A 19,399-nucleotide genomic window follows, 5' to 3' on the forward strand; every position below is an offset into this window, starting at 1 on the left:
TCGGCTTCCCGCCCGTTCTGGCGTCGTCGAGCTCCTTGACCGATGCGAGAGCATCGCTCTTCGGACCTCTCCTAGCCAGAAAGGGCGGTCGAGCCGATCCTATTGGTTCCTATCATCGACACTTGGTATCAAGGGGAAAGATGGCGAAGTCCAGACCATGGGCGCCAAAGCATGGATGACGTCAGGCAACGAGCGGCGCCGCAATCGCACCCAGCGCCTTGAGTGCATCCTGCGGCGAGAGCCGCACCTGCAAGCCGCGCTGCCCGCCATTCATATAGACGAGCGCCTCGTCCATGGCCGAGATCTCGATGGCCGTCGGCACCTGCTTCTTCTGGCCGAAGGGGCTGATACCGCCGACCACGAAGCCGGTGAGTTTTTCCGCATTGGCCGGTTTCATCATCGCCGCCGATTTGCCGCCGAAGGCGCTGGCGAGCTTCTTCATCGAGACCTCCTTGTCGGAGGGCACGACGACACAGACCGGCTTGCCATCGAGTTCAGCCATCAGCGTCTTCAGCACCCGCGACGGATGCTCGCCGATCGCTTCCGCCGCCTGCAGCCCGATGCGCTCGGCATTCGGGTCGTAGTCATAGGTCGCGGTGGTATAGGCCACACCGGCCTTGTCGAGAAACTGCGTGGCGCGGGTGGTCTTGGCCATGGAGTCAGGCCTTGAAGGTCTGCTGATAGATCTCCGGCTTGAAGCCGACCGTGAGCGCGCCGTCCACATCGAGCACCGGCCGCTTGATCATCGACGGCTGCTCCAGCATCAGCGCCTTGGCCTTGGTTGCGTCAAGGTTCTCTTTCTGCGCCTCGTCGAGCTTCTTGAAGGTCGTGCCGGCCTTGTTGAGCAAAACCTCCCAGCCGACCTTGCCGATCCAGCTGTCGAGGGTTGCCGCATCGATGCCCTTGGCCTTGTAGTCGTGGAAGTCATGCGCCACGCTGTGTTCCTCGAGCCAGGTGCGCGCCTTCTTCATCGTGTCGCAGTTCTTGATGCCGTAGATGGTGATTGCCATGGGCCGCTAGTCTCCTGTTCGTGACCGACCGATAGCAAGCCGATCCCACGGCTGGCAAGCCGAGCGCTTGGTCGCGCTGCCCACCCGTTGGAAAGTCTGTGCTTGCCCTGCATGAAACGGGTTGATCGATCGCAAAGAGCGGGCCAACCTGTAGCGTCGGGAGAGGATGCTTGATCATGGCGACCAACCACGCTTATGCGGTGTTCGATACGAAGAGTGGCACCTGCGCCATCGCCTGGAGCGATGAAGGAATTTGCGGCTTTCACCTGCCGGGCGACGAGACGGAGCAGGCAGAGCGCGCCATAAGCCGACGTTTCGCGGGGGCAGAGCGCGTGTCTCCAATCCCCGAAATCGCTGTCGTCATCGATCGCGTGCGAGCCTACTTCGAAGGCGAACGCAGCGACTTCTCCGACCTGCGCCTCGACCTTTCCGCCCAGACGGACCTCTTTCGCCAGATCTATCTGGCCACCCGCCGTCTCGGCTGGGGCAGCACGACGACCTATGGCGGCCTCGCCGGAGAGCTTCAGCTTGGGCCGGCGGGCGCCTGGACGGTCGGCCAGGCCATGGCCAAGAACCCCATCCCGCTCATCATCCCATGTCACCGGGTTCTCGCGGCAGGACGAAAGATCGGCGGCTTTTCCGCGCCCGGCGGATCGGAGTCCAAGCTGCGCATGCTGGAGTTGGAAGGTGTCCAATTGCCCGACACGACCCCGGCCCAGCAGTCCTTCGCCTTCTGAAGGGGCATAAGAAAAACGGAGGGCGATGGCCCTCCGTTTCATTCGTTCACTGTGGCTGAGGCGTTCGCCTCATTCCCACTCGATCGTGCCCGGCGGCTTCGACGTCACGTCGTAGACGACGCGGTTGATGCCGCGGACTTCGTTGATGATGCGGGTGGCAGCCCGTCCGAGGAATTCCATGTCGTAGTGGTAGAAGTCGGCGGTCATGCCGTCGACCGAGGTGACGGCGCGCAGCGCGCAGACGAATTCATAGGTGCGGCCGTCGCCCATGACGCCGACGGTCTGGACCGGAAGCAGCACGGCGAAGGCCTGCCAGATCGCGTCATAGAGGCCGGCCTTGCGGATCTCGTCGAGATAGATGGCGTCGGCTTCGCGCAGGATGTCGAGCTTTTCGCGGGTGACACCGCCCGGGCAGCGGATGGCAAGGCCCGGACCCGGGAAGGGGTGGCGACCGATGAAACTGTCGGGCAGGCCAAGCTCACGGCCAAGCACGCGCACTTCGTCCTTGAAGAGTTCGCGCAAGGGTTCAACGAGCTGCATCTTCATGCGCTCGGGCAGGCCGCCGACATTGTGATGGCTCTTGATCGTCACGGACGGACCGCCGGTGAAGGAGACGCTTTCGATGACGTCGGGATAAAGCGTGCCCTGGCCGAGGAAATCCGCGCCGCCGAGCTTCTTGGCTTCTTCCTCGAAGGTCTCGATGAACAGGCGGCCGATGATCTTGCGCTTGGTTTCCGGGTCGGAAACACCTTCCAGCTCGCCGACGAACTTGTCGACGGCGTCCACATGGATGAGGTGCAGGTTGTAGTGTTCCTTGAACATGGCAACGACATCGGCTGCCTCGTTCTTGCGCATCAGACCGTGGTCGACGAGGATGCAGGTCAGCTGGTCGCCGACGGCCTCGTGGATCAGGAGCGCTGCCACGGAGGAGTCGACACCACCCGAGAGCGCGCAGATGACGCGCTTGTCGCCGACCTGGGCGCGGATCTGCTCGACGGCCTTCTGGCGATAGGCCTGCATGGTCCAGTCGCCCTTAACACCGGCGACATTCTGGACGAAGTTCTGGATCAGCTTCGCGCCATCGGGCGTGTGCACGACCTCGGGGTGGAACTGCACGGCGTAATACTTGCGCGCCTCGTCGGCGATGAAGGCAAACGGCGCGTTGGCGGAGGTGGCAAGCACCTTGAAGCCCGGCGGGATCGCGGTGACGCGGTCGCCATGGGACATCCAGACCTGATGGCGGGAGCCGACCGACCAGAGACCGTTGAAGAGTTCGCAATCCTGCTCGACATCGAGGAAGGCGCGGCCGAATTCGCGGTGATGGCCGCCTTCGACCTTGCCACCGAGCTGGGCGCACATGGTCTGCTGGCCATAGCAAATGCCGAAGATCGGAAGACCACTGTCGAACAGCACCTGCGGCGCGCGGGGGCTTCCCTCATCCAGCGTGGAAGCAGGGCTTCCCGACAGGATGATCGCCTTGGGCTTCAGGCGATTGAAGCCTTCTTCGGCGGACTGGAAGGGGACGATTTCGCAATAGACGCCGGATTCACGAACGCGGCGGGCGATCAGCTGCGTTACCTGGCTGCCGAAATCGACGATAAGAACACTGTCGGGATGTGCTGTCTGGGTCATGGCGAGCCTTTAAAGAAATCGCGGCCATCTTTCAATGGCAGATGACCCACAGAACCTGGATTTTTTGTGCGCCTGCTCAGAACCAGAAGACGCCGTCTTCCAGCGCCGTCTGCAGGCTGTCGACCGCCAGCGCCAGCTTCTTGTCGATGATGTGCAGATACTGCGTCCAGTCGTCGATGTGGTTGACGTCGTGGCGGCCATCGGAAATGCCGCGCAGGCCGATGAGCGGGCTGTTGAAGCTCTGGCAGGCCCTGAGGATGGCGAAGGTTTCCATGTCGACCATGTCGGCGTCGATCGACTGGTAGGCGGCGCCTGAGACGACATTCGCCCCGGTCGAGAGTGTTGCTGTCGGAATGCCGGGAATGCGCAGCGGCAGTTCGACGGAAACGGGGAGATCGAGAAACGGCGTCTTGCCCTTCTCGAAACCGAAGGCAGAGGCATCCATGTCGCGATAGGAGACGGCCGAAACCTGGTAAACTTCCGCCTGCTCGAGCGTCGCGGATCCGGCCGAACCCAGCGAGACCACGAGATCCGGCAGATCGTCATGGCTTGAGAGGCGGGCCAGTTCCTTGGTCAGGACAACGGCGGCCTCGACAGGTCCGACGCCGGTCATCAACGGCGAGATGCGGGTGCGCAGGAAGACGCCGTATTCGGCATCCGCCGCCATGACGAAGAGCACGTTCTTGCCGGCGATCGGCTTCATCTCGTAGGTCATCCGGAAATCCCCTCGCGGCCGCGGATGACCATCATCGTGCTGGTCATTGAGGCAATCAGCTTGGCCGGACCGTCGGTCAGCGCATAGCCGCGACCGTCGGCGACGATGATGTTGGACCCGGGCTTGGTGATCTCGCCGCGAAACAGGAAGCGCTCGCCGCGCCCCGGCGACATCAGATTCACCTTGAATTCGATGGTGAGCAGCGAGACCTCTGGCGTGGTCACCGTATAGGCCGCATAGCTGCAGGCGGTATCGAGGGCAGCGGAAATAACGCCGGCATGCAGAAAGCCGTGCTGCTGGGTGAGCTTGCGGTCATAGGAAAGTTCGATCTCGACCACGCCGGGGCTGACGCTCGAAAGCTCCGCTCCCAGCGTTTCCATCGCCCCCTGACGCGCAAAACTCTTTCGGATCCGTGTTTCGACGGCTTCCTGATCGTAGTCCACCATGCCTTGTCCCCTTCGGCGGCGAAATTGGCACGGGTGTTCCGGGCAAGCAAGCCGGAGACGGGCGAATTAGTTCAGCCAGGCGATCGAGAGGTTCAGCACGCTCGCGAAGGCGACCCAGGCGAGATAGGGCACGAAGAGCAGGGTCGAAATCCCGTCGATCGGCCTTGCCTTGACCATGAAGGCGATGATCGTTGCCAGCATGCCGGCAATGACCACCAGCGCCAGTTCCGGATTCTGCAGACCGAAGAAGGCGGGCGACCACATCAGGTTGAAGGCCACCTGCGCGAACCAGAGCTGCATGGCCGCCGATTTCGGTGCCCGCTGCCAGATCCGGGCACCGGCCACGCCGATCATCACGTAAAGCGTGGTCCAGACCGGCCCGAAGAGCCAGGAGGGCGGGTTGAAGAACGGTTTTTCGAGGGACTGGTACCACTCGCCCGGCATATTGGTGAGACCGGAGAGCAGGCCTGCGCCGACAACGAAACCGATGAAGAGAATATAGCTCAGGATTTTTGACATGGCAGGCATCTAGGGCTTGGCTTCCGGTTCGACCAGTGTTTACAGGCGGATGATGTGCTGATCCCAGGCCACCCTGGTCTTTCGGTCGAGGAAATCGCCGCGATAGGAGGAGACGGCAAAGCTCTTCGGCGAGGGGGCAATGCCCGCTGCATCCGCGAGCACTGTCTCTGACAGAAGGCGCCCGTCCTTGCTATCGAGCACCGCCCACAGCCCGTTTTTCGGTGAGGCGATGCCGACGAGGCCTGACGCGCGGTTGACGGCGATGGCGCCGACATAATTGCCCAGCCGGTCGGTCGTCTCGTCGGGCAGCTGGACATAGGAGACGGGAACGCCCTTGGCGAAATGTCCGACCAGCGGCGGTCGATCGGTGCGCGGGCCTTCATACTGGCAGGCAAACCAGATCCGCCCATCGGCGGCGACATCGAGATGTCGGGTGGAGAGCTGCCTGAGATCGGGCGGAAGGGTGTGCTTCTCGATCAGCGCCCCGGTCCGGGCATCGGCCAGAACAAGTGACGGCTCCATATGGTCGAGGTTGAGCTTGGTGCGGCCGAAATCCGGATGTGTCTCGATCCCGCCATTGGCGATGACCAGAAGCCCGTCCGCCGTGACGGTGATGTCATGCGTGCCGATGCCATGGGCCGGCACCTCGCCCACCCGCTCGAAGCCGGTGAGGCAGTCATAGATCCCGATGACCCCGGCATTGGCGTCGAAGTCGTTTTCGCTGGCATAGAAGAGCCGGCCATCGGGCGCAAAGGCGCCGTGGCCGAAGAAGTGCCGGCCTTCCGCTGCCGCGATGATCCGCGGCTCAAGCGCCTTCTTGGCGTCGAAGATGACAGCAAACGTTCCGGGACGGCGGGCAAAGGCAACGGAGAGGCCGTTTGCCGGGCTATGGCAGAGCCCGTGAATGCGGCCCGGCAGGGCGATTTCGTCGATCAAGCTGCCGACATCGCTGACAAGCCCGATGGCGAAGGAGCCATCCGCACGCTTCAGGCCGCTGGCATAGACGGCATCCGCGCGTTCCAGCGCAAAGGCCGCGCGTGGTGCCAGGCCCGCGACGAAGGCGAGGCCAGCAGAACGCAGGAAGGCACGTCGATCGATCAGCGGCGTTGCAATCATCTCAGTCGCCGTCGGAGAAGGAAAAGCCTGCGGCAAGCCCGATGCCGCCGCCGAGATCGTTGTTGAGGCGGAGGATGAGATCGCGGCTGTTGAGCAGCAGGAAGTCGAGCTTGGCGATTTGGGCCGGATCCTCGAAGACCTTCGCCACATCCGGCTTGATGTCGCCGGAGACGCGCGACAGGGAGCGGGCCACGAAATCGGTCGAGGAGACGACCGAGCGATTGTCTTCGGCCAGAAGCTCGGCCATGCCAGAGGTGTCGAGCAGGTCGCGCAGTCCCTCGATATTGGCCGTGATCGAACGGAAGGTATTGCCCGAGCGCCAGTAGATCGCCTGGCGCGGCAGGGCCTTTTTCGGGTCGCCCTTGTAGAAATGCTCTATGCGCTGATCGCGGATCGTCTCGGCCGCATGCACGAGCACGCCGAGCAGTTCCTTGGCGGCCTCCGCCTCGTCGCGGTAGAGCGGATTGTCGGGGCCTGGCGCCTTCCAGGCGGCAGAGACACCATCAGGCGCATCCCAGGCTGAGGAGAGTTCCGAACCGAGGCGCTCAAGGTTGGCCGCAATCGCCGTGCCATACTGGCAGCGGTAATTGCCTTCGTTGGCCGTGAGCGTTTCCGAGCCAGTTCCGAAGAGCACGAATTCCAGCGCGCCCAGCCCCTGCATGGCAACGCTCTTGCCCTTCAGCGTCTCGACCGACGTCACGCTCGGGTCAGGCTTGGCGAGGGCTGCCTGAACCTGCTTCAGCCCCGTGCCCTTGCGGTCGGGGAAAAACAGGATGCGCTCGAAGCGGTTGTCGTCGAGCACAGGGCCGACCCGAACGATCTCGATGCGCGACCAGGCTTCGACGAGATCGCTGAAGGTCGATTGCGCGTTCAACAGGCTCTCGGTCGAGGGCGCTTCGCAGAGCATGGCCATGGATTCCTCCATGGTCGCAGCCTCTTCGGTGAAGTGGCGGTAACCGGGGCGGATGAAACCGTCGACGGCCCGGGCCATCACGGCCGGCACCTTGGCGGTGTCGAGCACGCCAACGGCCGGGCTCGATTCCTGCGCCAGCGCGGGCAGGGGCAGCAGCATCGTGGAGAGAAGGGCAAGGCACGCGACGAACCGCATCAGAGGGACTCCAGAAACGTGATCAGGGCCTTGCGGTCCTTGGGGGTGGCGGCGGCGAAGGCATTGCGGGAGGCTTCTGCCTCGCCGCCATGCCAGAGAATGGCCTCGGTCAGGTTACGCGCCCGCCCGTCATGCAGGAAGAAGCTGTGGCCGCTGACCACCGGTGTGAGACCGATACCCCAGAGCGGCGGCGTGCGCCACTCCCGGCCGGTGGCATCGCCCACGGCCTGACCGTCGGCCAAACCTTCGCCCATGTCATGCAACAGGAAATCGGAATAGGGCCAGATCAGCTGAAAGGCCTGTGCCTTGTTCTCGGCCTTGCGGCTGGTGACGAATTTCGGCCGGTGGCAAGCGATGCAGCCGCTCGCATAGAAGATTTCCTTGCCGCGCAGGACTTCTGCGTCCTCGACATCGCGGCGCTTCGGCACAGCGAGGTTCTTGGCATAGAAGGTCACGAGATCGAGCACAGGCGCTGGACCTTCGGTATCGCCGAGACGTGGCTGCACGCCGGTTGCGGCCTCAAGGCAGGCGGTCTGCTTCGCCGTGCAGTCGCCGAAATGCCTGGGATCATCGGGCGTCGATATCCCGATATCGCCGGCAAAGGCGCTGGAGCTCTGGTCACGCACCGAGGCGTTCTGCGCTTTCCAGCCGAAGCGGCCGAGCTTGATCTCGCCTGTGCGGTGGTCGCGGGCGCGGGCAGCGCGGCCGGATATCCCGTCACCATCAAGGTCGTCCGGATCGGCCAGCGCCCGGATATCCTCCTCCGGGATCGCCTCGATCAGGCCGAGCCCGATCATCGGATTGGCAATGCGGGGTGAAAGAACGGTCGTCGGATCGAGCGGGCCGTAACTCAGGTCGCTGACGGAATAGCTGGGGCGTCGTAGCATAACCGTCTCGCCGCCGGCCAGTGTCACCGGCTCCTCGGTATAGGTGATGACCATGCGCCCTTCGGCGGAGATGCCGGGAATGGCCTGGTCCTGCAGCTGGCCACCATAGACGGGGTCGGGCAGGGAGGCGATCTCCAGCCGCTCCAGCTCCGCCTTCTCCTCTGCCGTGGCGGCAGGGCGGGCGAGGCGGAAGAACATCGAAGTGTGGTCACGATCGCCCTCCGGCGGATGACCGCGGCCATCCTTCAGGTGACAGCTCTGGCAGGCGCGTGCGTTGTAGAGTGGACCAAGACCATCGGAGGCCTGGGTCGAGGACGGCGAAGAGACCCAGAGCTTGCGGAAAAGCGCATTGCCGAGCTTGAAATCCTGCTCTTCGGCAAAGGTGATGTTGGTCGAAAACTGCGAAAAGGCATCCTGGTTGACGCCATGGGTGGAGGTGCCCGCACCCCCCTGCATCAGTTCGAAGGCCTCGGCCTTGCTGAAATCCTCTGCCGGCTTGGTGACGGCTGCAACGCGGGCGGCATCCTTGGTCGTCAGGTCGCCGCGCTGCGGGGCATCATCCGCCGCAGCCAGCCCGGGCTGGGCGGCGACCACCAGCAGTGTCGCAAGGCTCAACGTGAAGAGGCGGGAGGATGTCATCGGAGGATCGGGCCGCATCCGGAAGATACGGCCCGCCTTTGCTGCTTACTGGAAGACCGCGCCGGGATTATCAAGGCTGTCGGAGCCTTCAAGCTCGATCGTGCCGAGATCCAGCGACGCAATGACGCGCTGGATGGTCTGGGTCTGGTCGATCAACCCGTCGATGGCGGCCTGGACGGTGGCATTGCCCTCGGCATTGCCTTCGCCGATCATCTGGTCGTAGGCTTCCGTGGTCTTGGCACGCTCTGCCATCGCATTCATGGCATCAAGCGTCCTGTCGAGCTTGCCCTTCATTTCCGCGTTGAGTGCGGCATCCTTGGCAGCAACGAGTTCCGACAAAGACGGGCCGGTGAGCTTCGTTCCGTCGACGCGCGTGTATTCGCCGGTATAGGCGGATGCGATGCCGATCGCGTCGTTGAGATGCGAGGCATGGGTATTGTCAGAGAAGCAGTCATGCTCCTCTTCCGGGTCGTGCAGCAGAACGCCAAGCTTCATGCGCTCGCCGGCGAGTTCGCCATAGGAGAGCGAGCCCATGCCGGTGAGCATGGCGGAAATGCCCTTCTTCTCGTCGGCGAGAACGGCTTTCGTTGCCTCGCCCTCGGGCGCCCAGGCAGCAACCATCTCTTCAAGGTCCTGGACCAGAAGGGTGGAGGCAGCCTTCAGATAGGCCGCGCGGCGGTCGCAATTGCCATTGGTGCAATTGGCCGTGTCATAGTCGGTGTAGGGGCGATTGCCGGCGCCCGGACCGGTGCCGTTCAGATCCTGGCCCCAGAGCAGGAATTCGATGGCGTGATAGCCGGTCGCGACATTGGCCTCGACTTCGCCGGCTTCGTGCAGCGTTTCGGCGAGGAGTTGTGGCGTGATCTTGGAGGCGTCGACGTCTTCGCCATTGATCTTGATCTTCGGGTTGGCGATGACGTTTGCCACGTAAAGCGCATTGCCGTCGCTTTCGGTGCCGTAAGCAGCATCGACGTAATCGATCAGGCCTTCATCCAGCGGCCAGGCATTCACCTTGCCTTCCCAATCATCGACGATTGGGTTGCCGAAGCGATAGACTTCCGTCTGCTGGTAGGGCACGCGGGCGGCGATCCAGGCTTCGCGGGCGGCCTTCAGCGTCTCGTCGCTCGGTTTGGCGATCAGCGCATCGATGGCGGCATCGAGCGCTTTGGCGGTCGAAAGCGCGTCCTGGAATTTTGCCTCGGCCAGCACGGTGTAATGCGTCAGCACGTCCTTGGGCGTAGGTGCGGCGATGGCCGGGCCCGCGAAAATCGCAGCCGATGTGACGAGCAGCGCAATCGACGCGCCGATGACGGAATTCCGGATCATGGTGTCTCCCTCCGGCGCGGACTGGGCGCCTCGATGTAAACGGACGGCCATGTCTTCGCGCAAAAAGAAACTGGTGTCAAACAGTCGAGTATAACAAATAACGACCGTAATTGACTGCGATCAAGTCAGGTGGGCCGGCGCCGCATGCGGCAGAAGAAGAAGCCGTCGGTATCCATGCTCGCGGGGCTGAGGGTGACGGTCCTGCCATCGGCCGAGCGCGGCTTGGCAGCCGAAGCGCCGAAGAGGCGCGTCCAGTCCTCGACGACGGGAGCAATCTCGAATTGCGGATTGGCCTCGCAGAAAGCCTGGACCTGGCGATCGTTCTCTTCCGGCAGCACCGAGCAGGTGACGTAAAGCAGCGCGCCGCCTGGCTTGACGAAGGCAGAAGCCTCGGTCAGCGCCTCCTGCTGCTGGGTTATGCGCTCCTGCAGGTTTCGGTCGGTCAGGCGCCACTTCGTGTCGGGGCGGCGGCGCCATGTGCCGGTTCCGGTGCAGGGGGCATCAACCAGCACGGCGTCGCAACGCTCTCGAAGGCTTGCGAGCCCCTTGCTGCTGTCATGCACTTGCACGTTATGCGTACCCGCGCGCTTCAGCCGCTCGATGATTGGTGCGAGCCGCTTGCGGTCGGCGTCATAGGCATGCACCTGGCCCTTGTTGTTCATGGCAGCCGCCATGGCGAGCGTCTTGCCGCCGCCGCCGGCACAGAAATCCAGCACTTGGTCGCCTTCGCGTGGCGTCACCAGGTCGGCGACGATCTGGGAACCCTCGTCCTGCACCTCGAACCAGCCCTTCTGGAAGCTGAGTTCTGCCGTGACATTCGGGAGGCGTGACGGGCCTTCGCCGGCCGGCACGCGCATGCCAAAACGGGCGATGGGCGAGGCCTTGGCGCCGGAGCGATCGAGTGCCTTCAGCACCTTGTCCCGGTTGGCCTTCAGCGTGTTGACGCGCAGATCGAGCGTCGGGCGGGTGGCGAGTGCCTGAGCTTCGGCAAGCCAGTCGTCCCCGAAGGCCTGCTCGACGGAGGGCTGGACCCAGTCGGGAATGTCGCCCTGGACATGCAGCGGCGCATCCGAAAGGTCGCGGCTGGTAAAGGCCTGGACCTGGCTTTCCGAGAGCGGCGCGGGGGCAAAGTTGTCCCCTTCGAAATCCGCCTGCAGAGCCTCAAGGCTCATCCCCCACTGGCGCAACAGGACGGCCCAGCCGAGGGAATGGGCACTGTCGTCGTCCATCAGCCAGGCATGCGACAGCTTCATGCGCAGGGCGTCGTAGACGATATTGCCGATCGCCGCACGGTCGCCGGAGCCGGCGAAACGATGCGACAGGCCCCAATCCTTGAGGGCATCGGCAACGGGACGGCGACGGGTCTCGATATCGTTCAAGACTTCGATCGCACCGGCAAGACGGCCGCCCAGGCGCATGGTCATTCTCCTCTGAAAGAAGAGAGCGTGGTAACGGCGATCAGGGGCAAGAGCAAGCGTCTAAAGCCATCAAGCGAGCACCGTTCCAGAAAGGGTCGGCGATCAGCCGATGATCTCGTAGCAGACCTTGGCATGGCCCGAGCGGATCATGCCGATGTTCTGCGCGGCGGCCTTGGAGAGATCGAGCACGCGGCCGCGGATGAAGGGGCCGCGGTCGTTGATGCGGACGACGACGCTCTTGCCGCTTCGCGAGTTGGTGACCTTCACCTTGGTGCCGAAGGGCAGCGTCTTGTGGGCGGCAGTCATCTTGGCCGGGTTCATGCGTTCACCGGAGGCGGTCTTCGAATGCAGGGCATACCAGGAAGCGCCGCCGCAGGAAGACTTGGCATTTGCACTATGGGGCGCGAAAGCACAGAGTGCAGCAATAGTTGCAGCGGTGAAAATAGAGCGTCCGGTGATCGTCAAGTTATACGTCCCTAGTCGTTGACACGAGTGGTTTTTTGCGTGCCGACGCCTAGGCAGGGTCAAAAATGGCAAAAAAGTGCCATTATGCAATCACGAAAAGCTACAATACGTAACATATGTGATGAAGATCAGCAGGATGTTTACCTTGATCAATCATGAATTTTTGAGAAAAATCGTTTGATTCCATGAGTCTTCACGGAATGAAAAACTTCTGATCGAGCGTTTGCAGGCGATCACGGAATCGCTGGAGAAAAATTTTCCTTTGCTGCCCAATTTCACGCCCCATTTGTGTTTTGAAAGCGGCGAGAGCCTATATTCTCCCGGCTCTTCTCAAGGCTTGCCGCAAAGTTTGACCCCGTGGAACGCCTTCCTAGGCCTTCTGGTTCCAGCTGCCGGACCCAAGTAGATCCACCAAGGACATATGGTAATTCGGGTACTGGAAGTTGAATCCGAGTGCCTTGATCTTGGCGTTCGAAACGCGCTTGTTCTCGCCATAGAAGGAGCGTGCCATGGGGGTCAGATCGGCGGTCTCGAAAGGCTGCTCCGGCGGCGCCTCCATGCTCATTAGACGGGCGGCTTCGGTCACCACGTCCTGGGGCGGAGAGGGCAGGTCGTCGGTGACATTGAAGATCCCGGGGGTCCTGGGCGCGGCCAGGAAGGCGGTCGCCGACGCGATGTCCTCGACCCGGATCCGGTTAAACACCTGGTCCTTCTTCACCAGTCGCCGTGCGGTTCCGTTGGCAAGGTTCATGAAGGTATTGCGACCGGGACCGTAGATACCGGAAAGACGCAGGATCGCGAGCGGCAGGCCGGCACGCGCCGCAACCACCTGCCAGGCCTGCTCGGCCTCCACCCGCTCGACCGAGCGCACAGAGACCGGCTTCAATTCCGTATCCTCATTGACCCAGGCGCCGTGATGATCGCCATAGACCCCGACGGTCGAGAGATAGGCGATCCATTCGAGTTTCGGCATGAGGACCTTGATGCCCGCCTGACCGCAGAGCCGGATCAGCGGGTCGCCTTCGCTGCCGGGCGCAATCGACTGGACGAGGTGAGTGGTTTCCGCAAGCTCTGCCAGCAGAGTATCGGTGAGGCTTGTGCCGTCGAAGAGGAAAGGCCGGATGCCGGCGTCTTCGAGCCCCTTGCCCTTTTCGGCGCTGCGTGTCGTGCCGGCGACGGATGCGCCTTGATCATGGAGCAGCCTGCCGATCGCCTTGCCCGAATAACCCGCTCCGAAAATCATCACACGCATGCGTCAGCTCTCCGTCATCCATTCCTGTCGGACATGCTCGTCCGTTTCTTGTTCCAGATGCTCCGCCCGGAGCCTTATGAAGTCTGGCCCCAGCAGAAGCCGCGATAATGCCCAGACCGCCATGCCGCGCACATCGGCCGAGACGTCCGTCAGCAGTGCGACACAGGCCGGCGCCAGATCGGGCAATCCGGAATTGCCGGCCGCAATCAGCACGTTGCGCACGAAACGGTCCCGCCCGATCCGCTTGACCGGCGAGCCGCTGAAATAGGTGCGGAAGGCCGGATCGTCCAGCGTCAGGAAGGAGGCGATGTCGGGTGCTTTCAGGTCCTCGCGCGCGACGAGCTTCATCTCCCGGGCCGAAGCCGCAAACTTGTTCCAGGGACAGGCCGCAAGACAGTCGTCGCAGCCATAGATGCGGTTGCCGAATGCCGGACGCAGAGCCCGGTCGATCTGTCCCTTGTGTTCGATCGTGAGATAGGAAATGCAGCGTCGCGCATCGATCTGGTAGGGAGCCGGGAAGGCGTCCGTCGGGCAGGCGTCGAGACAGGCCCGGCACGATCCGCAGTGGTCACGCTCAGGGGTGTCGATCTCAAGCTCGGCTGTGGTGAACAGGCTGCCGAGGAAGAGCCAGGAGCCAAAGTCGCGGCTGACGAGATTGGTGTGTTTGCCTTGCCAGCCGAGCCCGGCGGCAGCGGCCAGCGGCTTCTCCATGACGGGTGCGGTATCGACGAAGACCTTGACGTCCTCACCCGCACGCGCGGCAAAGCGCGTCGCCACTTCCTTCAGGCGCCCCTTGATGACATCATGATAGTCGCGGTTGCGGGCATACACGGAGATTGCAGCTTTATCGGTCTGCGACTGCAAAAGCCGCGGATCCTCGTCAGGTCCATAATTCATGCCGAACATGACGATGGAGCGGACATCCGGCCAGAGCACGCGCGGATTGGCGCGGCGATCCCTGGTTTCTTCCATCCAGGTCATGGTGCCGTGACGACCGGCCTCAAGGAAGGTTTCAAGCCTTGCTGGAGCCTCGGGGATCGCGTCCGGCAGCGTGATGCGACAGAGATCGAAGCCCTGTGCTTCCGCCTCCTGCCGCAAGAAGCGTGTGAGGTCTGCCCGCCGCTTCCGGATCTTCATGTCGATCTGCGGCTCGTCCATGGCGGTGTCAGTCAGAAGTCGAGGTCGGCGTAATGCGAGACCGGCGTGATGCCGCGCACCCGCTCGGTCAAGAGCGGGCGGAAGGAGGGGCGCGACTTGATGCGTTGGTACCATTCCTTGGCGACCGGGAATTCGTTCCAGTCGATCTCGCCGAGATAATCGAGAACGGAGACGGCCGCTGCCGCAGACAGGTCGGCATAGCTGAGTCGCTCTCCGGCGATCCACTGGCGCGAGCCCGACAGCCAGGTGAGGTATTTCATGTGGTGGCGGATGTTCGAGCGCGCGGTGCGCAACACCTTCGAGTCGGGCGCGCCACCGCCGAGACCGTTGGGGATGATCAGCTTGTGCACGCGCTCGCGCACCAGCGGTTTCGTCACGTCCTGCTCCATCTTCTGCAGGAACCATTCCGTCAGTCGGCGGATCTCGGCGCGCTGGAACGGGTCTTCGGCAAAGAGGCGCCGGTCGCGCTTCAAGACGCCATGCGTCTCATCGATGAATTCCGAGATCACGAAGGGGCCGCAAAGCGCCCTCATGCTGTCGTCGACATAGACGGGCAGGGTGCCGGCCGGGTTGAAGGCGAGGAACTCCTTGCGCTTCTCCCAGGTCTGTTCTTCCACCAGATCCGTCTGGAAGCCGTATTCGGACAGGACCAGACGAATGAAACGGGACGCGGTGGACATCGTGTGATGATACAGGGTCGGCATCGGAACTCGGATTCTCGGATTTTTCAGTGGCCGCGACGCAGGCTGTCTAAGCGGCTGGTCATCAGCGCGGCTTCCAAGCTATAGGGTTTCGGCCCCCGCAATACAAGCAAATCACTTTGCCTTCCCCTAGAAGGAGACCTCATGGAAGATCAATCCATTATCAGCGCGCTCGTGCTCGGCATAATCGAAGGCCTGACCGAGTTCGTGCCGGTGTCGTCCACTGCGCATGTGCTACTGGCCGGCCATTTCCTCGGCTTCGAATCGCCCGGCAACACCTTTGCGGTTCTCATCCAGTTGGGCGCAATCCTCGCCATCCTGAGCGTCTACTTCGCCAAGCTGCTCCAGATCGCGCTGTCGCTGCCGACGAGCGCTGAGAGCCGGCGCTTCGTCGGCGCCGTGCTTCTGGGCTTCCTGCCGGCCGCTGTGATCGGCGCGCTGGCCCACGACTTCATCAAGACGGTGCTTTTCGAAACCCCCATGTTGATCTGCGTCGTGCTGATCCTCGGCGGCTTTGTCCTGCTATGGATCGACCGCCTGCCGCTGAAGCCGAAATATCACGACGTCACCGAGTATCCGCTGTCGCTTGCGCTGAAGATCGGCTTTTGCCAATGCGTGGCCATGATCCCGGGTACTTCGCGTTCGGGTGCCACCATCGTCGGCGCGTTGTTGCTCGGCGCCGACAAGCGCTCGGCGGCGGAGTTTTCCTTCTTCCTCGCCATGCCGACCATGCTCGGCGCCTTCACGCTCGACCTCTACAAGAACCGTAACGCGCTGACCTTCGATGACACCATGATCATCGCCATCGGCTTCGTGGCTGCCTTTGTCTCGGCGCTCTTCGTTGTCAGGGGGCTATTGAATTTCATTTCGAAGCGAGGCTATGCGCCCTTCGCCTGGTGGCGCATCGCCGTCGGCATGGCCGGCCTTGTCGGACTTTTGATCTTCGGCTGAGGCCGACAGATCAGAGGCAAGAAAAAAGGCTGTCCCGAGGGGCAGCCTTTTTGATTTGGGAAATCAGTTGGTGGACGGGATCGACGCCGTCGAGCAGGGGTCGATGCCATAGGCAGGCGAGCAATTGTCCTTGCGGGCGGCGACGGTGGTCGGCGCGACGAAGGAGCCAGCGATGATAACCAGTGCCGCACATGCGAAGAACAGTGCGATGGACTTGCCCATGGAAATGCCTCTTGAGACTGACTTGAAATGAAGGGCCGGCAATCGTTGCCGGCCGGCCGTTGGGGGCCAGTCTTTACGCATTGCCACGATCGTCATCAATAGGCGAACTTGCTTTATCCGCGGTTAACGCAGGTCTTTGTTTAGCTGCGTCTTTTGTGCAACGGCGTGACGATTGCCAGGCGGGTGAAGGCAGCCTCAGGCCGCCTTGCCGGATCCCGTATACTGGCCGTGAACGCGATACTGCACCAGGTAGGTCGGCAGGATGGCCGCCATGGTGACGGGCTGGATGCCGAGGCCTTCGAGCGTGCGTCCTTCCGCCTTCGCGGCAGCAGAGACCACATTGTCCTTCTTCAGGAGCTTGACCTGATCGCTGGTGAGCGGCGGGGTGATCAGCGGTACAGCCGAGGCAATGCTGCCGATCAGCGAAGCGATGCCGAAGGGCAGCGTGACCAGGGCACGCTTGCGGCCGACGATGTCGAGCATCATCTCGAGACACTGCTTGAAGGTCGCAACGTCACGGCCGCCGAGCTCGTAGATCTTGCCGCGGGCGATCGTGCCATCGACGGCGCGCGCCACGACTTCGGCGACGTCACCGACATAGACCGGCTGGAACTTAGTCTTGCCGCCGCCCACCAGCGGCAGCGCCGGCGCCAGGCGCGCCATGGCGGCAAACTTGTTGAAGAAGCCGTCCTCCGGACCGAAAACGATCGACGGACGCAGGATGGTGGCATCCGGGATGATCGCCTGGACGGCGGCTTCCGCACGGCCCTTGGTCGCTGCATAAACCGAGTCGGACTTGGCATCGGCGCCGATCGCCGAGATATGCGTTAGCGTCGCGCCGACGGAGCGGGCAGCTTCTGCCACCGCGCGGGCACCGAAATCCTGAACGGCGTCAAAGCCATTGCGGCCGCTCTCGAACAGGATGCCGACGCAGTTGACGACATGGTCGGCGCCTTGGACCGCAGCATCGACCGACGACCGGTAGCGCAGATTGGCCTGGACGAAGGAGATCTGGCCGACATTGCCGAGCGGCTGCAGGAAACCGGCGAGATCCGGGCGGCGTACGGCGACACGGATCCGGTAGCCGCGCTTGGCGAGCGCCCGGACCACATGCCGTCCGACGAAGCCCGAGCCCCCGAAAACGGTGACGAGCGGCGGAAGGTTGGACAAGGTCATGGACGGCTCCCCTGAACGAAAATGGGCGCACACGATGTGCGCGATCTGGCCTCTCTTAACCGAATCGTCCGACGGGGGAAAGGCCCGTCAAGGCCGCACCCGAAGGACATGGAGGCGCAGGGCTGGAGGCGCGATCAGATGCCTTCGACAACGACGATTTCGCCGTCCGACACTTCCTGGCGGATCTTCGCGGCGATCTGGTATTCCGGCGAGTTGTAGCAATCGACGGCAGCCTGGTGAGACGGAAATTCGACCACCACGTTACGCGCCCGGCCCGGGCCTTCAAGCTGGGTATAGGCACCGCCACGCGCGAGGAAGTTCGCGCCGTATTTCTCGAATGCAGGCTTTGCAGCCGCGACATAATCCTTGTAGCGCTCGGTGTCACGAATATCGACGCGTGCGATCCAGTAGCCCTTGGCCATGTCTTCCTCCCGGTTTTTCTTTGTTCATGCCTGCTTGGTAAGTGCCTCGTCCATCTCGGCAAGAATGGCCAGCGCTGCAGCCTTCGGATCCGCAGCCTTGACGATCGGGCGCGCGACGACAAGGTGGCTCGAGCCGGCGGCGATTGCATCGGATGGTGTCATGACACGCTTCTGGTCGCCCTTGTCGGCGCCGGCCGGCCGGATGCCGGGCGTCACGATCGCCATTTTCGGACCGACAATCTGGCGCACGGCCGAGGCTTCCTCCGCCGAGCAGACGATTCCGCCCATGCCAGCGATGCGAGCCTGTTCTGCGCGACGCATCACCAGCGTGCGCGGATCGTATTCGTATCCGGCATCCGTCAGATCCTGCTCGTCCATAGACGTCAGCACGGTCACGCCGAGCAGGCAGAGGCCGGATCCCTCGGCCGCCTTGACCGCCGCAGCCATCGCCTTCGGATAGGCATGCAGCGTCAGCATGGTCATGCCCATGCGCGCGATATTCTCGACGGCGGATGCCACCGTGTTGTCGATGTCGAGCAGCTTCATGTCGAGGAAGACCTGCTTGCCCTGTTTGGCGAGGTCACGGGCGAATTCCAGCCCCCCGGCAAAGGCGAGCTGATAGCCGATCTTGTAGAAGGAGATGCTGTCGCCGAGCGTCGAGACGACCCGCTCCGCTTCCTGGACGGTCGGAACATCCAGTCCGACGATGAGACGGTGACGTGCGCTCAAGTTTAAGACTCCTGCCAGATCTCCATGGCCGTCCAGTCGCATGCCGCGCGATGAAGCGCAAGCACGACAAATGGTGGTAACGCGACGATCCCCTGTTCTGCTGAGGCGGCCCTCAGGCCTTGCGATAGATCCAGAGCTGGGCCGGCGGGATGTTGCGCACGACGAAGTCGAAATGCTGGATATGATAGCGGTCAGGCCGGGCGATGATCGGAGACACCGGGCCATAGGTGATCTGCACCACTGGGCGCCCCTGCGGAATGCGCGACAACAGGTCTTCCAGCAGGGCGATACGCGTTTCCATGGGGAAGCTCAGCATCGGCACGGCGGAGATGACGCAATCGAACGTCTTGTCGGCGAAGGCACCAAGCGAGTTCTTGAGATCGAAGGCATCGCCATGGATGAAGTTGACGCCGGCATAGTCCTCGACCAGGCGACGATAGAAGTCTTCTGAATACTCGACCGAAACGATCTTCTCGGGCGATACGCCGCGCGCGAGGATCTGCTTGGTGATGACTCCCGTCCCGGGGCCGAGCTCAAGCACAGGCAAGCCAGACTTCACGTCGATGACGCTTGCCATGCGCTTTGCCGTGACAGAGGACGTCGGCACGATCGCGCCGACCGTCTTCGGACCCTGCATCATGCCCTTGAAGAACCGGATTTCCTCGTCGAATTTCTTCTCGAACCGTTCCTTCAGTCGAATGGCCATGATCGTCCCTCTTCTTGTTGCTGCTCGATTGCTGCGAGCCGATTGCGACAATTTTGGGCCTGTC

At 62.7% G+C, this 19,399-nt stretch carries 22 protein-coding genes; 2 read left to right on the forward strand and 20 right to left on the reverse strand.

What is annotated here, in order from left to right:
* Positions 1 to 181 precede the first annotated feature (181 nt).
* Positions 182 to 655, reverse strand: coding sequence for a Cys-tRNA(Pro) deacylase (gene ybaK, locus H6M51_RS01010; protein WP_185808031.1), 474 nt, complete (start codon positions 653 to 655; stop codon positions 182 to 184).
* A gap of 4 nt (positions 656 to 659) precedes the next feature.
* On the reverse strand, positions 660 to 1,010 hold the full coding sequence (locus tag H6M51_RS01015; RefSeq protein ID WP_185808032.1) for an ArsC family reductase: 351 nt from the start codon (positions 1,008 to 1,010) through the stop codon (positions 660 to 662).
* Between the two features lie 173 nt (positions 1,011 to 1,183).
* On the opposite strand from H6M51_RS01015, the gene H6M51_RS01020 reads away from it, so the two are divergent.
* Positions 1,184 to 1,747: a methylated-DNA--[protein]-cysteine S-methyltransferase gene (locus H6M51_RS01020; RefSeq protein ID WP_185808416.1), complete on the forward strand. Its 564-nt coding sequence runs from the start codon at positions 1,184 to 1,186 to the stop codon at positions 1,745 to 1,747.
* A 69-nt stretch (positions 1,748 to 1,816) separates the two neighbouring features.
* On the opposite strand, the gene guaA is transcribed toward H6M51_RS01020, so the two are convergent.
* The 13 genes from guaA to H6M51_RS01085 all read right to left on the reverse strand — a co-directional run bounded on the left by guaA (position 1,817) and on the right by H6M51_RS01085 (position 15,132).
* The gene (gene guaA, locus H6M51_RS01025) at positions 1,817 to 3,379 is read right to left on the reverse strand and encodes a glutamine-hydrolyzing GMP synthase (RefSeq protein ID WP_185808033.1); all 1,563 of its coding nucleotides are present in this window, start codon (positions 3,377 to 3,379) and stop codon (positions 1,817 to 1,819) included.
* Positions 3,380 to 3,455: 76 nt separating this feature from the next.
* The gene (locus H6M51_RS01030) at positions 3,456 to 4,094 is read right to left on the reverse strand and encodes a 5'-methylthioadenosine/S-adenosylhomocysteine nucleosidase (RefSeq protein ID WP_185808034.1); all 639 of its coding nucleotides are present in this window, start codon (positions 4,092 to 4,094) and stop codon (positions 3,456 to 3,458) included.
* Entirely contained in the window at positions 4,091 to 4,540 is a 450-nt protein-coding gene (locus tag H6M51_RS01035) for a PaaI family thioesterase (protein WP_185808035.1), read from the reverse strand. The genes H6M51_RS01030 and H6M51_RS01035 overlap by 4 nt, the downstream gene beginning before the upstream one ends.
* Positions 4,541 to 4,606: 66 nt before the next feature.
* Entirely contained in the window at positions 4,607 to 5,059 is a 453-nt protein-coding gene (locus tag H6M51_RS01040) for a TspO/MBR family protein (protein WP_407073533.1), read from the reverse strand.
* A 39-nt stretch (positions 5,060 to 5,098) separates the two neighbouring features.
* Positions 5,099 to 6,175 carry a DUF1513 domain-containing protein gene (locus H6M51_RS01045; RefSeq protein WP_185808037.1) on the reverse strand — a complete coding sequence of 359 codons (1,077 nt, stop codon included), beginning with the start codon at positions 6,173 to 6,175 and terminating at the stop codon, positions 5,099 to 5,101.
* 1 nt (position 6,176) lies between these two features.
* Positions 6,177 to 7,283 carry an imelysin family protein gene (locus H6M51_RS01050; protein ID WP_185808038.1) on the reverse strand — a complete coding sequence of 369 codons (1,107 nt, stop codon included), beginning with the start codon at positions 7,281 to 7,283 and terminating at the stop codon, positions 6,177 to 6,179.
* The gene (locus H6M51_RS01055; RefSeq protein ID WP_185808039.1) at positions 7,283 to 8,809 is read right to left on the reverse strand and encodes a di-heme oxidoredictase family protein; all 1,527 of its coding nucleotides are present in this window, start codon (positions 8,807 to 8,809) and stop codon (positions 7,283 to 7,285) included. Before H6M51_RS01055 ends, H6M51_RS01050 begins: the two co-directional genes overlap by 1 nt.
* 45 nt (positions 8,810 to 8,854) lie before the next feature.
* Positions 8,855 to 10,135, reverse strand: coding sequence for an imelysin family protein (locus H6M51_RS01060; protein WP_185808040.1), 1,281 nt, complete (start codon positions 10,133 to 10,135; stop codon positions 8,855 to 8,857).
* A gap of 125 nt (positions 10,136 to 10,260) precedes the next feature.
* On the reverse strand, positions 10,261 to 11,553 hold the full coding sequence (locus tag H6M51_RS01065; RefSeq protein ID WP_185808041.1) for an RsmB/NOP family class I SAM-dependent RNA methyltransferase: 1,293 nt from the start codon (positions 11,551 to 11,553) through the stop codon (positions 10,261 to 10,263).
* Between the two features lie 102 nt (positions 11,554 to 11,655).
* A complete protein-coding gene (locus tag H6M51_RS01070; RefSeq protein WP_185808042.1) occupies positions 11,656 to 12,018 on the reverse strand; it encodes a septal ring lytic transglycosylase RlpA family protein in 363 nt (120 codons plus the stop codon).
* A 370-nt stretch (positions 12,019 to 12,388) separates the two neighbouring features.
* The gene (locus H6M51_RS01075; protein ID WP_185808043.1) at positions 12,389 to 13,270 is read right to left on the reverse strand and encodes an SDR family oxidoreductase; all 882 of its coding nucleotides are present in this window, start codon (positions 13,268 to 13,270) and stop codon (positions 12,389 to 12,391) included.
* Positions 13,271 to 13,273: 3 nt separating this feature from the next.
* A complete protein-coding gene (gene queG / locus H6M51_RS01080) occupies positions 13,274 to 14,428 on the reverse strand; it encodes a tRNA epoxyqueuosine(34) reductase QueG (protein WP_185808044.1) in 1,155 nt (384 codons plus the stop codon).
* Between the two features lie 11 nt (positions 14,429 to 14,439).
* The gene (locus H6M51_RS01085; RefSeq protein WP_113460203.1) at positions 14,440 to 15,132 is read right to left on the reverse strand and encodes a glutathione S-transferase family protein; all 693 of its coding nucleotides are present in this window, start codon (positions 15,130 to 15,132) and stop codon (positions 14,440 to 14,442) included.
* Between the two features lie 141 nt (positions 15,133 to 15,273).
* Here H6M51_RS01085 and H6M51_RS01090 point away from each other — a divergent pair, with 141 nt between their 5' ends.
* Positions 15,274 to 16,080, forward strand: a complete 807-nt coding sequence (locus H6M51_RS01090) for an undecaprenyl-diphosphate phosphatase (protein WP_185808045.1) — start codon at positions 15,274 to 15,276, stop codon at positions 16,078 to 16,080.
* Positions 16,081 to 16,143: 63 nt separating this feature from the next.
* Here the strand turns inward: H6M51_RS01090 and H6M51_RS01095 are convergent, their stop codons facing one another.
* The 5 genes from H6M51_RS01095 to pmtA form a co-directional block, all read right to left on the reverse strand.
* Positions 16,144 to 16,302, reverse strand: a complete 159-nt coding sequence (locus tag H6M51_RS01095; protein WP_167494938.1) for a hypothetical protein — start codon at positions 16,300 to 16,302, stop codon at positions 16,144 to 16,146.
* Positions 16,303 to 16,497: 195 nt separating this feature from the next.
* Positions 16,498 to 17,478 (reverse strand): complex I NDUFA9 subunit family protein, encoded by a 981-nt coding sequence (locus H6M51_RS01100; RefSeq protein WP_185808046.1) that lies wholly within the window; start codon positions 17,476 to 17,478, stop codon positions 16,498 to 16,500.
* A 134-nt stretch (positions 17,479 to 17,612) separates the two neighbouring features.
* The gene (locus H6M51_RS01105) at positions 17,613 to 17,900 is read right to left on the reverse strand and encodes a DUF1330 domain-containing protein (RefSeq protein ID WP_185808047.1); all 288 of its coding nucleotides are present in this window, start codon (positions 17,898 to 17,900) and stop codon (positions 17,613 to 17,615) included.
* A 24-nt stretch (positions 17,901 to 17,924) separates the two neighbouring features.
* Entirely contained in the window at positions 17,925 to 18,629 is a 705-nt protein-coding gene (pyrF, locus tag H6M51_RS01110) for an orotidine-5'-phosphate decarboxylase (protein WP_185808048.1), read from the reverse strand.
* Positions 18,630 to 18,741: 112 nt separating this feature from the next.
* The gene (pmtA, locus tag H6M51_RS01115; RefSeq protein ID WP_185808049.1) at positions 18,742 to 19,335 is read right to left on the reverse strand and encodes a phospholipid N-methyltransferase PmtA; all 594 of its coding nucleotides are present in this window, start codon (positions 19,333 to 19,335) and stop codon (positions 18,742 to 18,744) included.
* Positions 19,336 to 19,399: the final 64 nt, after the last annotated feature.

This window comes from Rhizobium sp. AQ_MP (assembly GCF_014237835.1).
GTDB lineage: Bacteria > Pseudomonadota > Alphaproteobacteria > Rhizobiales > Rhizobiaceae > Allorhizobium.